This window comes from Curvibacter sp. CHRR-16, from assembly GCF_018474005.1.
Classification (GTDB): domain Bacteria; phylum Pseudomonadota; class Gammaproteobacteria; order Burkholderiales; family Burkholderiaceae_C; genus Allorhodoferax.
This window is the reverse complement of sequence record NZ_JAHCSH010000004.1, coordinates 74,483-88,022: the sequence shown is the minus strand read 5'-3', so window position 1 is coordinate 88,022 and position 13,540 is coordinate 74,483. Positions and strand designations below refer to the sequence as shown.

Sequence of the window (13,540 nt, the reverse complement as noted above, 5' to 3'; positions counted from 1 at the left end):
GGTGGCTTAGTGGATGCGCATGCCGGGCTGGGCACCGGGGAAGGGCTCCAGCACGTAAATGCCGGGGTGGGTTTTCTCGTCGGCATGGCTGGCGGCCAGCACCATGCCTTCGCTGATGCCAAACTTCATCTTGCGCGGAGCCAGGTTGGCCACCAGCACGGTGAGCTTGCCCACCAGTTGCTCAGGCTGGTACATGCTGGCAATGCCGCTGAACACGTTGCGCGTGGTGGCTTGGCCTTCTGCGTTTTTCTCGCCCATGTCCAGCGTGAGGCGCAACAGCTTGGTGGAGCCTTCCACCGCTTCGCAGGCCAGTATCTTTGCGATGCGCAGGTCGATCTTGGCAAAGTCCTCAATGCCAATGGTGGGTGCTAAGGCCTCGCCACCGGGAGCGTTGGGGTCGGCAGTGGGTGCTACAGTTTTGCTAGCGCCTCCAGCAGTACTGGCGGGCTTTGCAGCCTGTTTTGGTTCTTTTTCTGCGGCGGCTGCTACTTCGAACAAAGCATCGAGCTGCTCGGGCGTGACGCGCTGCATCAGGTGCTGGTAGGGCTGGATGCGCTGCACGGGGGCGGCTGCGTCCCAGCGGGTCATGTCTTGGCCCACAAAGGGGCCCACTTGCGCGGCCAACTGCGGCAGCACGGGGGCCAGGTAGCGGGTCAGGATGGCAAAGCAGTTCACCAGCACCGAGCAGGCGTCGTGCAGCTCGGCCACTTTGTCGGCGTGCTTGGCCAAGTCCCAGGGCTTGACCACGTCGGTGTAGCTGTTCACGGCGTCGGTCAGCAGCATGATTTCTTTCATGGCTTTGCCGTAGTCGCGCTCTTCGTACAGCGCGGCCAGTGTGTCGCGGGCGGCGTGCAGCTTGTCCACCAAGGCTTGGCCGTCGGCACTGAGTTGCTGGGCCACTTGGCCGTCAAAGCGCTTGGTCAAAAAGCCTGCTGCGCGGCTGGCTACATTGACGTACTTGCCAATCAAATCGCTGTTGACGCGCGCCATGAAGTCGTCGGCGTTGAAGTCGATGTCTTCGTTGCGGCTGGAGAGTTTGGCGGCCAGGTAGTAGCGCAGCCACTCGGGGTTCATGCCCAGCTTGAGGTACTTGAGTGGGTCTAGGCCCGTGCCACGGCTTTTGCTCATTTTTTCGCCGTTGTTCACGGTCAGAAAGCCGTGCACGAACACGCTGTTGGGCGTTTTGCGGCCGCTGAAGTGCAGCATGGCGGGCCAGAACAGGGTGTGGAAGGTGACGATGTCTTTGCCGATGAAGTGGTACTGCTCCACCTCGGGGTTGGCCATGTAGTCGGCATAGCTTTGGCCGCGCTTGTCCAGCAGGTTTTTCAGCGAGGCCAAATAGCCTACGGGCGCGTCCAGCCACACGTAAAAGTATTTGCCCGGCGCATCGGGAATTTCGATGCCGAAGTAGGGCGCGTCGCGGCTAATGTCCCAGTCGCCCAGGCCTTCGCTTTGGCTGCCGTCGGGGTTGGTGCGCACGGTGAACCATTCCTTCACCTTGTTGGCCACCTCGGGCTGCAGCTTGCCGTCTTGGGTCCAGTTCTGCAAAAACTCCACGCAGCGTGGGTCGGACAGTTTGAAGAAAAAGTGCTCAGAGTTTTTCAGCACCGGCTTGGCACCAGACAGGGCCGAGAAGGGGTTGATGAGGTCGGTGGGCGCGTACACCGAGCCGCACACCTCGCAGTTGTCGCCGTACTGGTCTTGGGCGTGGCACTTGGGGCACTCGCCTTTGATGTAGCGGTCGGGCAGGAACATGGCCTTCTCGGGGTCGAAGAACTGTTCGATGGTGCGGGTTTCGATCAGGCCCGTGGCCTGGAGGTCGCGGTAAATCTGCTTGGCCAGCTCGGTGTTTTCGCTGGAGTGGGTGCTGTGCCAGTTGTCGTGGCTGATGTGAAAGCCGTTCAGGTACTGCGGGCGTCCGGCGGCGATGTCGGCCACGAATTGCTCCGGCGTTTTACCGGCCTTTTCAGCCGCGATCATGATGGGCGCGCCGTGCGTGTCGTCAGCGCCAACGAAGTTCACCGCATGGCCCTGCATGCGCTGGTAACGCACCCAAATATCGGCCTGGATGTATTCCATGATGTGGCCGATGTGGAAGTGACCATTGGCATAGGGCAGGGCGGTGGTGACGAAAAGCTGGCGCTGGCGTGTAGTCATTGCAGGAAACGCTTCTTGTGGAGGGGCAAAGCTGGGGATTTTAGTCGGGTGGATGCTGGGGCGCCGCTGCTGCTTGGAAAGGGTTTTTATGGTGTGAAAATATTTTTATGCAGTGATTGACTTTTTGTAAATAAACTTTCATAGTGCGGGGTGTATGACCATGGCTAATGACTCACCATTGAATCGACTTCGGGAGGTTGCGCCCACGCTCCCCCCAGCATTGGCTGCTGTGGCTGACTGGCTTTTGCGCAATGCCGTGCAAGGGGCCATGCTGGGGATTGAAGAGATAGCCAAAGCTTCGGGCAGTTCAACGGCCAGTGTGAATCGCTTGGCACGCCAAGCTGGCTATAGCGGTTTCATTGAATTGAAGGCCGCACTGGCGCGTGAACTGCGCGCGGCAGTGGATCCGGTTCAAAAGTTGCGTGCCGGTTTGTCACACAACGATCTCAAGCCGCCAGCCAACCATGTGCGCATTGCCCAAACCAATCTGGATCGCATGGTGCGTGATACCGCAACCAAGGATATTGAGCAGGCAGTGAGCACGCTCATGCAAGCGCGTCGCGTCTACGTCTTGGGCTTGGGGCTGACAGCGCACATGGCGCACTGGTTGTCGGACGCTTTGGCCCCCTATTTGGACGCGGTGATTTCACTTGGTTTGAGTGGTGGCACCGAGCGCAGTGCCGCATTGCTGCAAGGAGTGGGAAAGACCGATGTGCTGGTGGCCTTGTCATTGCCCCGCTATTCGCGCAGTACCTTGGGCTTGGCGCGCTTTGCGCGCGAGCATGGTGCGCATGTGATTGCCATGGTGGATTCACCTGCAGCGCCCTTGGCAGCTTTCGCTGACAGTGTGCTGGTGGCACCTTCTGAACACCCGGTGCTTCCCTCTAGCTGGGTCTGTATGCAGTTACTCAGCGAAGTCTTGGTCACAGAGGTGATGCGGGCCAATCCACACGTAGCCCAGATTGCCGCGAACTTCGCAGACATGGTGCATGAGTACCTGACTTTCAAAGCTTCCGATTCCTCTTCCCCCATTAAATAGAAAGGGTCTTGTCCTATGAACTTCTCTCGATCACTTTTGTGCACCACATCGCTGGCGGCGGTGTTTTCGTTGGCAGCAATCCCAACTGCCCATGCAGGCAAGATACTGGATGGCATCAAAAGCAAAGGGGTGGTGACCTGTGGTGTGCATACCGGTCGCCCAGGTTTTGCATTGACCGACAGTGCGGGCAACTGGAGTGGTTTGGATGTGGACTACTGCCGTGCGCTGGCAGCGGGGGTGCTGGGTGATGCCAATAAAGTGAAGTTCGTACCAACCAGCGGGCAAACGCGCATCACGGCTTTGCAAAGCGGTGAGATTGATGTCTTGGCGCGCAATACAACATGGACATTCAACCGTGACGCTGCCTTGGGCTTGGCTTGGGTGGGGATTAACTTCTATGACGGGCAGGCATTTTTGGTGCGCAAAAAGCCCGGCTTGAACAGTGTGAAACAGTTGGCTGGTGCCACCATTTGCGTGGAATCTGGCAGCACGACTGAAAAGAATTTGGCCGATTATTTCAAAGCAAACAAGATGGCTTACAAGGCCGTGGTGTTTGACCAAGAGGAGGCTTCGCAGCAAGCCTTGGGCAGTGGGCGTTGCCAAGCCTACACCAATGACTACGGTGCTTTGGCGGTGCTCAAAGCCCAAGTTTTGAAGGATCCCGACAACTATGTCATCTTGCCCGAAATCATCTCCAAAGAACCCCTTGGCCCTGCTGTGCGCCGTGGGGATGACGAGTGGTTTGCGATTGCACGCTGGACACTCTACGCCATGGTTGAAGCCGAAGAATTGGGTATCTCCTCTGCCAATATCGACAACCTCAAAGCCAGCAGTGCAGAACCTGCGATCAAGCGCTTTGTGGGATCAGGTGATGACATGGGCAAGTTCTTGGGCTTGGACAAGGAATGGAGCTACCGCATCGTCAAAACGGTTGGTAACTATGGTGAGAGTTTCGAACGCAACTTGGGGCAGGGCTCCAAGTTCAAACTGCCACGTGGCCGCATGAATTTGTGGACCAAGGGTGGTTTGATGATGTCTCCTCCCCTGCGCTAAGCCAATTGGGGTAGATGTGTTATGACCAAGGTTTCTGACGCGGCGCAGTCACGCCCTCCCACTCCCCAGCGCCATTGGCACACTGTGTCGTTGCAGCTGGTGGTGTTGGTGGTGGTCGTTGGCCTCTTGGGCTGGTTTGTCTTCAATGCATGGAGCAATTTGGCGGCTCGCCACATTGGCTCTGGCTTTGGCTTTCTCCAAGACACGGCGGGCTTTTCTATCTCTGAGAGCATAGTGGCTTACGAGATTGGCGATAGCACTTTGCGTGCTTTTGCCGTCGGCATGGTGAACACCATGCGTGCAGCTATACCCGCCATTGTGTTGGCCAGTTTGCTCGGGTTTACGGTAGGCGTTGGACTTATCAGTCGCAATGCGCTGGTGCGCAGCGTGGCGCGATGCTATGTAGACGTGGTGCGCAACGTGCCTTTGTTGGTGCAGGTGTTGATGTGGTATTTCGTGATCACTGAAACATTGCCCGACAGTGCCGATCCGATTGCCTTGGGTAGCGCTGCATTCATCAGCAAAGGTGGCTTGGCAGTGGCCATACCCGATGCGCCTTGGTACGTCGTGCTGGTGTTGCTGGTCGCTACGCTGCTGATACCTGCTGCAGTGTGGCGCTTTAGCTCCATGCAGCGCATGGCTTGGCGTGCGCTGTGGCAACTGGTGGTATGCGCGGCTTTGGTAGGGCTGTGGGTGCTGCAACCTGCTGGCTGGGAGTTACCAAGTCAAGGTGCTTTTGGCGTGGCTGGTGGAGCAGCACTGAGTCCTGAATGGTTGTCGGTGGTGGCGGCGCTCACCTTGTACTCGGGGGCTTATTGCGCGGAGATTGTGCGCGGCGGTATCCAAGCGGTGCACAAAGGACAGTGGGAGGCGTGCCATGCCCTGAGTATGTCGCGTGCCCAGATGCTGGTGCGGGTTATCTTGCCGCAAAGCCTGCGCGTGATCGTGCCCCCCTACACGAGCTTGATCATGAATACCTTGAAGGGGTCTTCATTGGCCGTGGCAGTGGGGTATCCCGACATTGTGTCCATCACGACCACGTCGATGAACCAAAATGGTCAGGCCATTGAGTGCGTGGCCATCATTGCGTTGGTTTACTTAACGCTCAATCTCTGTACTGCTTTGGTGATGGGATGGGTCAATAAGCGTGTTCAGTTGAGGGAGCGTTGAGATGTCGGCTATGTTGAATCCACCTGCACGCCCAAGTATTGGAGGGCGCATACGCCAAGAATGGTTTGCAAGCCCCGCATCCAGTCTGGTGTCTATAAGCTTGTTGATGGCCTTGGCCTATCTGGTGTGGCACACCTTGTCATGGGGGGTGTTGCACAGCATGGGGGGGCAAGACCCTCTGGCTTGCCGCGCAGGAGCGGGGGCGTGCTGGGCCGTGGTGCTGGAAAAGCACCGCTTGGTTTTGTTTGGTCGCTACCCTGCGGGTGAACAGTGGCGTCCCTTGGTGGCAACCCTGTTGTTGCTCTCTGGCGTGCTGTTGGCGGCTCTGCCAAGGTTTTTTGGCCGTGTAGGCATTGCGTTGCTTGCTGCAGCGTTGGTGGCTTTTGTCCTCTTGATGGCTGGGGGCTTTGCCGATTTGACGCCTGTACCTACCGATCTGTGGGGTGGTTTGCCTTTGACGGTATTCCTTACCGTATTTGCTTGCCTGCTGGGTGCGCCGTTGGCCATGGTCTTGGCCTTGTCACGCCGCAGCCAATTGCCAGTTTTGCGCTGGTTGGCCACGGGCTATATCGAGTTGGTGCGTGGCGTTCCTTTGGTGACCTTGCTGTTTTTTGGCGTATTTGTGTTGCCTATCGTGTTGCCGCCAAGCTGGCGCTTTGACGCCATGATTCGGATAGCCATTTGCCTGTGCATGTTTGTGGCAGCGTATTTGGCCGAGGTGTTTCGTGGTGGCTTGCAGTCGGTGGCCAAAGGTCAAACCGAGGCTGCGCATGCCTTGAGTCTGAGCAAGTGGCAAACCTTGTCGCGCGTTGTGTTGCCACAGGCACTGCGCGTGGGTATTGCGCCTACTGTGAATGTGTTCATCGGCGCGCTGAAAGACACCTCGCTGGTCATGATCGTCAATCTCTATGACATCACGGGTGCCTTGAAGCTGGCTCTGAGCGATGCCCAGTGGCGTCCTTACTTCGTGGAGATGTACCTCTTTGTCGGGGCTATTTACTTGACCATGGGTTTGGGCTTGGCAATTTATGGGCGATTTTTGGAACGGCGCTACGCGCTGAAATGATTTATGAGTAATTCTCCTTTGCTGCGCATCGATGGGATGCACAAATGGTTTGGTAGTTTTCATGCTTTGCACGATTGCTCGTTGGACGTGCATCGGGGTGAAAAAATTGTGATTTGCGGCCCTTCCGGTTCTGGCAAGTCCACATTGATTCGTTGTGTCAATCGCATTGAACGCCACGATGGTGGGACGATCAGCTTCAACGGTGTGACCTTGGATGACTCTCGTGAAGCGGTTGCAGCGCGCGAAGGCATTGGCATGGTGTTCCAGCAGTTCAATTTGTTTCCACACCTCACCGTGTTGGACAACGTGATGTTGGCCCCCATGCTGGTGAAGTCTGCAACGCCTGTTGCTGCGCGTGAGCGCGCTATGGCCTTGCTTGAGCGTGTTCGCATTGCGGAACAAGCCCATAAATTTCCCGGCCAGTTGTCGGGTGGTCAGCAGCAGCGCGTGGCGATTGCGCGCGCTTTGGCCATGCAACCGCAGTTGATGCTGTTTGATGAGCCGACATCAGCCCTTGATCCTGAAATGGTGGGAGAGGTGCTCGATGTGATGCTCACCTTGGCCCAAGAGGGTATGACCATGATTGTGGTGACGCACGAGATGGGCTTTGCGCGCAAAGTCGCTGACCGGGTGGTCTTCATGGAGGCAGGACGCATCATTGAAGTGCAGCCCCCGGAGCTGTTTTTTGACCAACCGCAAAGCGATCGCACCAAGGCCTTCCTCGGCAAGATCAACACCCATTAAACCCCGCACGCCAACAATGAAAAAAGACAAACAAGTAACTTCGTACGCGCTGGCTGTGCATGGTGGAGCCGGTACGATCAAACCCGGCAATCCGGAGGTGGAGGCCGCTTACCACGCTGCGCTACAAGCTGCGGTGCTTGCAGGGGAGCAGGTGCTGCAAGCGGGCGGTTCGGCATTGCAGGCGGTGACAGCCAGCGTGCAGTCACTGGAGGACTGTCCGCTGTTCAACGCAGGACATGGAGCCGTTTTCAACGCCAATGCCGAGCATGAACTCGATGCCAGCATCATGGATGGTCAAACCCTCAAAGCTGGTGCAGTAGCGGGCATGCGCACTTTGCGCAATCCTGTACTGGGTGCATTGGCAGTCATGAAGGATGAGCGGTGTGTACTGGTAGGCGTCCATGGGGAAGCGGCGCTGGCGGCCCAGCATGCGCTGGAGCAGGTGGAGCAGTCGTATTTTTCAACCGAAGCACGACGCGAACAATTGCGCACGGTGCAAGCCCATGCAGGCAATCGGGCTGTGCTCGACCATGATGCCTTAACGGTGTCAAAGAGTGATTCGCGTTTTGGCACCGTTGGCGCTGTGGCTCTGGATCAGAGTGGCAATTTGGCCGCTGCTACCTCTACAGGTGGCATGACCAACAAAATGCCCGGTCGCATTGGTGACACCCCGGTGGTGGGCGCTGGTGTGTATGCCAATAACGCCAGTTGCGCTGTCTCTGCCACCGGCACGGGTGAGCAGTTTTTGCGTGCCTGCTTGGCCCACGACATCCACGCCCGCATGGTCTATGCGGGCAGCCCTTTGGATGCTGCTGCAGCGCAAGCCTTGTCCGAAACCGTGGCCCCGCTCGGAGGGGTGGGTGGGCTGGTGGCAATTGATCGCGATGGCAACGTGAGCATGCCCTACAACTCCAAAGGCATGTACCGCGCATGGGTGCGTGAAGGGCAATCCATCCAATCGGCCATTTTTGCCGATGTGCAAACGGCGGGATCGCCTTAATCGGCGTCCTTAATCGGTGTGTGCGGCGGTGGGCGTTAAAGCTTGGGCTTTGGCGTCCAAGCCCAACCAGCGCTGCACCGCTTGGTCGAGTTCTGCGGGTTGACCGCTGGTGTAGAAGTCCACGCGCTGTCCTAGGGGCACAGTGCCACTGGTCATGGGCGCTGTGCTGAGCAGCAGGGGCTGGTGTGTGGCCAGCAAGTGGTGGGTGTGCCGGGCCACGGGTTGGCCGGCGTCGATGAGGCGCACTTCGGGGCCCACGCAGTCGCGCAGCACATCGGCCACAAAGGGGTAGTGGGTGCAACCCAGTACCAGTGTGTCTATGGCGCCGTTGTCATGGCCAAATTGGCCCAGCGCAGCCGTGTAGTGGGCGCAGAGTGCTCTTATTTTTGTAGCATCTTGGCGTTCGATAGCTTCCACCAAACCGTCGCAGGGCTGCAGGCGGTAGCGCACGGTGCCAGGCATGCGCTCCAGCAGGTGCTGGAACTTGTGGCTGGCCAGGGTGACGCGGGTGGCCAGCACCCCCACCACGCCCGTGCGGCTCAGCGCTGCTGCGGGTTTGATGGGCGGCTCCATGCCGACCAAGGGCATGTGGGCAAAGCCTTGGCGCAGCTGCTGTATGGCGGCTGCAGTGGCCGTGTTGCAGGCCACGACCAGCGCTTTGGTGCGGTGTTGCTCGGCCAACCAGTGGGCAATGTGCAGGCTGCGCTCGACCACATAGGCTTCGCTTTGGGTTCCGTAGGGCGCAAAGCCACTGTCGGCCACGTAGATGAAGCGCTCGTGCGGTAGCTCGGCCAGCAGGGCGCGCAGCACACTGAGGCCGCCCACCCCGCTGTCGAACACACCTATAGGCGCTGTCACCTGCGTGGCCTGTGGCATCAGTTGCTGCTGATGGCGATGTTCTTGAACTCGCCGCTGGCAATGCGTTTTTGCCACTGCTCAGGCCCGGTGATGTGGGCGCTGGTGCCGCCTGCATCCACGGCCACGGTGACGGGCATGTCCACCACGTCGAACTCGTAAATGGCTTCCATGCCCAAGTCTTCAAAGCCCACCACCTTGGCGGCCTTGATGGCTTTGGACACGAGGTAAGCCGCACCGCCCACGGCCATGAGGTAAGCGCTCTTGTGGTTCTTGATGGCTTCGATGGCGGTGGGGCCACGCTCGGCCTTGCCCACCATGGCGATCAGGCCGGTTTGGGCCAGCATCATGTCGGTGAACTTGTCCATGCGGGTGGCGGTGGTGGGGCCAGCGGGGCCCACGGCTTCGTCCTTCACAGGATCCACGGGGCCGACGTAGTAGATGACGCGGTTGGTGAAGTCCACGGGCAGTTTTTCGCCCTTGCTCAGCATGTCTTGGATGCGTTTGTGCGCGGCGTCGCGGCCCGTCAGCATCTTGCCGTTGAGCAGCAGGGTTTGGCCGGGCTTCCAGCTGGCCACTTCTTCCTTGGTCAGCTTGTTCAGATCCACGCGCTTGCTGGTTTCGGTGTTGGGGGTCCAGTCCACCTTGGGCCACAGGTCCAAGCTAGGTGCGTCCAGGTACACGGGGCCAGAGCCGTCCAGCACAAAGTGGGCGTGGCGGGTGGCGGCGCAGTTGGGGATCATGGCCACGGGCTTGCTGGCTGCGTGGGTCGGGTACATCTTGATCTTGATATCCAGCACGGTGGTCAAGCCGCCCAAACCTTGGGCGCCAATGCCCAATGCGTTGACCTTCTCGTACAGCTCCAGGCGCAGTTCTTCCACTTGGTCGAGCTTTTCACCACGGGCGGACTTGGCCTGCAGTTCGTACATATTGAGGTCGTCCATCAGGCTTTCTTTGGCCAGCAGCACAGCTTTCTCAGCGGTACCACCAATGCCGATGCCCAGCATGCCCGGTGGGCACCAGCCTGCACCCATGGTGGGCACAGTCTTCAGAACCCAGTCCACCAAGTTGTCGCTGGGGTTCATCATGATCATCTTGCTCTTGTTTTCCGAGCCGCCACCCTTGGCTGCGACGGTGATGTCCACGGTGTCGCCAGCCACGATTTGCGTGAAGATAACGGCGGGAGTGTTGTCTTTGGTGTTTTTGCGGGCAAATTGCGGATCGTTCACGACGCTGGCGCGCAGGGTGTTGTCTGGGTGGTTGTAGCCACGGCGAACACCTTCGTTGATGGCGTCTTCCAAGCTGCCAGTAAAGCCTTCCCAACGCACATTCATGCCCACCTTCAGGAACACGTTGACGATGCCCGTGTCCTGGCAAATGGGGCGGTGGCCCAGCGCGCTCATCTTGCTGTTGGTCAGGATTTGCGCCATGGCATCCTTGGCCGCTGGTGACTGTTCACGCTCATAGGCACGGGCCAAATGGGCGATGTAGTCAGTGGGGTGGTAGTAGCTGATGTACTGCAGCGCGCCGGCTACGGACTCGATGAGGTCTTCTTGGCGAATGGTGGTCATGGAGATAGTCTCGTATTAGGGAAAACGAGGCAAGTGTAGCCAAATAGACGGGGCTTACAGTCAGTCATATGTAAGACCTGACTAGCAGCATCAAGCCTACGGTATTCCTATAAACACATCGGAGACACTTCATGACGACCCCATCTTCCGCCATTCAGTCGGTGCTGGTTGAGAACCGCGTATTCGAACCCAATGCTGAACTCGTCAAGAGCGCCCGCATTTCAGGCATGTCCGCTTACAAGGCTTTGTGCGCTGAGGCGGAGCAAGACTTCACCGGATTTTGGGGCCGCCTCGCCCGTGAAAACGTGGTGTGGAACAAGCCCTTTAGCACTGTGCTCAACGAGAGCCAAGCACCGTTTTACAAGTGGTTTGAGGACGGCGAGCTCAATGCCAGCGCCAACTGCTTGGACAAGCACATGGGCACGCCCACCGAAAACAAGGTGGCGGTGATTTTTGAGGCCGATGACGGCAAAGTCACCAAAACCACCTACAAAGAGTTGCTGGAGCGCGTGAGCCAGTTTGCCAACGCGCTCAAGGCCGACGGCATCCAAAAGGGTGACCGCGTGCTGATTTACATGCCCATGACGCTGGAAGGCGTGATTGCCATGCAGGCCTGCGCCCGCATCGGCGCGACGCACAGTGTCGTGTTTGGCGGCTTCTCGGCCAAGGCGCTGCAAGAGCGTATCCAAGACGCGGGTGCTGTGGCAGTGATTACCAGCAACTACCAAATGCGCGGCGGCAAGGAACTGCCGCTCAAGGCCATTGTGGATGAAGGCATTGGCATGGGCGGTTGTGAGTCGGTCAAGACGGTGTACGTGTTCGAGCGCACCGCCACGGCCTGCAATATGGTGGCAGGGCGCGACAAGACCTTTGCCCAAGCGCTGGCAGGCCACAGCACGGTGTGCCCACCCGTGGCGGTGGGGGCAGAGCACCCGCTGTTTATCCTCTACACATCGGGCTCTACCGGCAAACCCAAGGGCGTGCAGCACTCCACGGGCGGCTATGTGCTGTGGGCCAAGCTCACCATGGACTGGACGTTTGACCTCAAACCCCACGATGTGTTCTGGTGCACGGCCGACATTGGTTGGATCACGGGGCACAGCTACGTGGCCTATGGCCCACTGGCAGCGGGGGCCACGCAGATCATTTTTGAAGGGGTACCAACTTACCCCAACGCGGGCCGCTTCTGGCAAATGATTGAGCGACACAAGGTCACCATTTTTTACACCGCGCCAACGGCTATACGCTCCCTCATCAAGGCCTCGGAGACCGATGCAGCGGTACACCCCAACCAGAGCGATTTGTCCTCGCTGCGCATTCTCGGTTCGGTGGGGGAACCCATCAACCCCGAAGCCTGGATGTGGTACTACCGCCATGTGGGTGGGGAGCGCTGCCCCATCGTGGATACCTTCTGGCAAACCGAAACGGGCGGCCACATGATGACGCCGCTGCCCGGCGCTACCCCGCTGGTGCCCGGTAGCTGCACGCTGCCGCTGCCCGGCATCATGGCCGCCATCGTGGACGAATCGGGCAATGAAATGCCCAATGGCGCAGGTGGCATCTTGGTCATTAAGCGCCCATGGCCTTCCATGATCCGCACCATTTGGGGTGACCCTGAGCGTTTCAAGAAGAGCTACTTCCCCGAAGAGCTCAAGGGCTACTACTTGGCTGGTGACGGCGCGGTGCGCAGCGAAGATCGGGGCTACTTCCGCATCACCGGGCGCATTGATGATGTGCTCAACGTGTCGGGCCACCGCATGGGCACGATGGAGATCGAATCTGCCTTGGTGGCCAAGACCGATTTGGTGGCCGAGGCCGCAGTAGTGGGCCGTCCAGACGACCTGACAGGCGAGGCTATTTGCGCTTTCGTGGTGCTCAAGCGCCCACTGCCTGCTGGTGACGAGGCCAAGGCCATTGCCAAGGAGCTGCGTGACTGGGTGGCCAAGGAAATTGGCCCGATTGCCAAACCCAAGGACATCCGCTTTGGGGAGAACCTGCCCAAGACCCGCTCGGGCAAGATCATGCGCCGCTTGCTGCGCGCTTTGGCCAAGGGCGAGACCATCACCCAAGACACCAGCACGCTGGAAAACCCCGCCATCTTGGGACAGTTGGGGCAGACGTATTGAGTACACGATACGCGCGACCATGCTATTTTTAGCACGGTTCACCCATAAAAAAACCGCTGCAAAGGCAGCGGTTTTTTGCTTGGGGGCGTGAATGGTCAGAGGCCCAAAATCCAGGTCACGAGCTTTTTGGCTTCGGCCTCATTGACTTGCGTGTTGGCTGGCATGGGCACGGGGCCCCATACGCCGCTGCCACCTTTCATGACTTTGGTGACCAGCTTGGCGGCAGCCGTTTTGTCGCCTTTGTATTTGGCTGCTACATCTTTGTATGCAGGGCCTACTACTTTTTTGTCTACGGCATGGCAGGCCATGCAGTTTTTGGATTGGGCCAAAGCTTGATCGGCCCATGCGGGGCTGGATGCGAGCAAGGATGCACAGACAAAAGTGAAGCCAGCAAGGGACTTTTTCATGGGAACCTCTCAGGGTGGTTTACAGTCAGACGAGATCATTCTAGAGCGTTGATGCCCGTTCATGGCATGACAAAACGCAAACTTGATGGAGAACAAACGATGTATCTGTTGGTATTGGGTGTCGCACTGCTGGTTTTGAAATACATGGGGATTGAGCCTGTAGCTGCATGGGCGTGGTGGCAGGTGTTGTTGCCATTTGGCGCAGCTGTAGTGTGGTGGTTGTGGGCCGATAACTTTGGCTACACCAAGCGCAAGGCCATGGAGAGGGAAGTGCAACGCAAGGAAAAGCGCTTGGAGCGAGATCGCAAGGCTTTGGGTATTTATGGTGATGGAAAAAAGCGCCGCAAGTAAA

General features: G+C 58.4%; 12 protein-coding genes. 8 read left to right on the top strand and 4 right to left on the bottom strand.

All coding sequences use genetic code 11. The annotated features are described in order from the left end of the window. Window positions 1–6: 6 nt before the first annotated feature. Window positions 7–2,157, bottom strand: coding sequence for a methionine--tRNA ligase (metG, locus tag KIK84_RS10125; protein ID WP_214122975.1), 2,151 nt, complete (start codon window positions 2,155–2,157; stop codon window positions 7–9). Window positions 2,158–2,311: 154 nt separating this feature from the next. Here metG and KIK84_RS10120 point away from each other — a divergent pair, with 154 nt between their 5' ends. Genes KIK84_RS10120 through KIK84_RS10095 form a run of 6 tightly spaced genes read left to right on the top strand, consistent with a single transcriptional unit; the run spans window position 2,312 to window position 8,229 of the window. Next, the gene (locus tag KIK84_RS10120; protein ID WP_214122974.1) at window positions 2,312–3,196 is read left to right on the top strand and encodes a MurR/RpiR family transcriptional regulator; all 885 of its coding nucleotides are present in this window, start codon (window positions 2,312–2,314) and stop codon (window positions 3,194–3,196) included. 15 nt (window positions 3,197–3,211) lie between these two features. Beyond that, window positions 3,212–4,249 carry an amino acid ABC transporter substrate-binding protein gene (locus KIK84_RS10115; RefSeq protein ID WP_214122973.1) on the top strand — a complete coding sequence of 346 codons (1,038 nt, stop codon included), beginning with the start codon at window positions 3,212–3,214 and terminating at the stop codon, window positions 4,247–4,249. Window positions 4,250–4,270: 21 nt separating this feature from the next. Continuing rightward, window positions 4,271–5,419, top strand: a complete 1,149-nt coding sequence (locus tag KIK84_RS10110; RefSeq protein ID WP_214122972.1) for an amino acid ABC transporter permease — start codon at window positions 4,271–4,273, stop codon at window positions 5,417–5,419. A gap of 10 nt (window positions 5,420–5,429) precedes the next feature. After that, window positions 5,430–6,485 carry an amino acid ABC transporter permease gene (locus tag KIK84_RS10105; RefSeq protein WP_250207909.1) on the top strand — a complete coding sequence of 352 codons (1,056 nt, stop codon included), beginning with the start codon at window positions 5,430–5,432 and terminating at the stop codon, window positions 6,483–6,485. A gap of 3 nt (window positions 6,486–6,488) precedes the next feature. Next, window positions 6,489–7,229, top strand: a complete 741-nt coding sequence (locus KIK84_RS10100; protein ID WP_284150484.1) for an amino acid ABC transporter ATP-binding protein — start codon at window positions 6,489–6,491, stop codon at window positions 7,227–7,229. Window positions 7,230–7,245: 16 nt separating this feature from the next. After that, a complete protein-coding gene (locus KIK84_RS10095) occupies window positions 7,246–8,229 on the top strand; it encodes an isoaspartyl peptidase/L-asparaginase family protein (protein WP_214122970.1) in 984 nt (327 codons plus the stop codon). Window positions 8,230–8,238: 9 nt separating this feature from the next. On the opposite strand, the gene murI is transcribed toward KIK84_RS10095, so the two are convergent. Both murI and KIK84_RS10085 read right to left on the bottom strand, forming a co-directional pair. Further along, a complete protein-coding gene (gene murI, locus KIK84_RS10090; RefSeq protein WP_214122969.1) occupies window positions 8,239–9,105 on the bottom strand; it encodes a glutamate racemase in 867 nt (288 codons plus the stop codon). Beyond that, window positions 9,105–10,655, bottom strand: coding sequence for a fumarate hydratase (locus KIK84_RS10085; protein ID WP_214122968.1), 1,551 nt, complete (start codon window positions 10,653–10,655; stop codon window positions 9,105–9,107). Before KIK84_RS10085 ends, murI begins: the two co-directional genes overlap by 1 nt. Before the next feature lie 131 nt (window positions 10,656–10,786). Here KIK84_RS10085 and acs point away from each other — a divergent pair, with 131 nt between their 5' ends. After that, window positions 10,787–12,781, top strand: coding sequence for an acetate--CoA ligase (gene acs / locus KIK84_RS10080; protein ID WP_214122967.1), 1,995 nt, complete (start codon window positions 10,787–10,789; stop codon window positions 12,779–12,781). 95 nt (window positions 12,782–12,876) lie between these two features. Here the strand turns inward: acs and KIK84_RS10075 are convergent, their stop codons facing one another. Next, a complete protein-coding gene (locus tag KIK84_RS10075) occupies window positions 12,877–13,188 on the bottom strand; it encodes a c-type cytochrome (protein ID WP_214122966.1) in 312 nt (103 codons plus the stop codon). A 99-nt stretch (window positions 13,189–13,287) separates the two neighbouring features. On the opposite strand from KIK84_RS10075, the gene KIK84_RS10070 reads away from it, so the two are divergent. After that, window positions 13,288–13,539, top strand: coding sequence for a TIGR04438 family Trp-rich protein (locus tag KIK84_RS10070; RefSeq protein WP_214122965.1), 252 nt, complete (start codon window positions 13,288–13,290; stop codon window positions 13,537–13,539). The last annotated feature ends 1 nt before the right edge of the window (window position 13,540 follow it).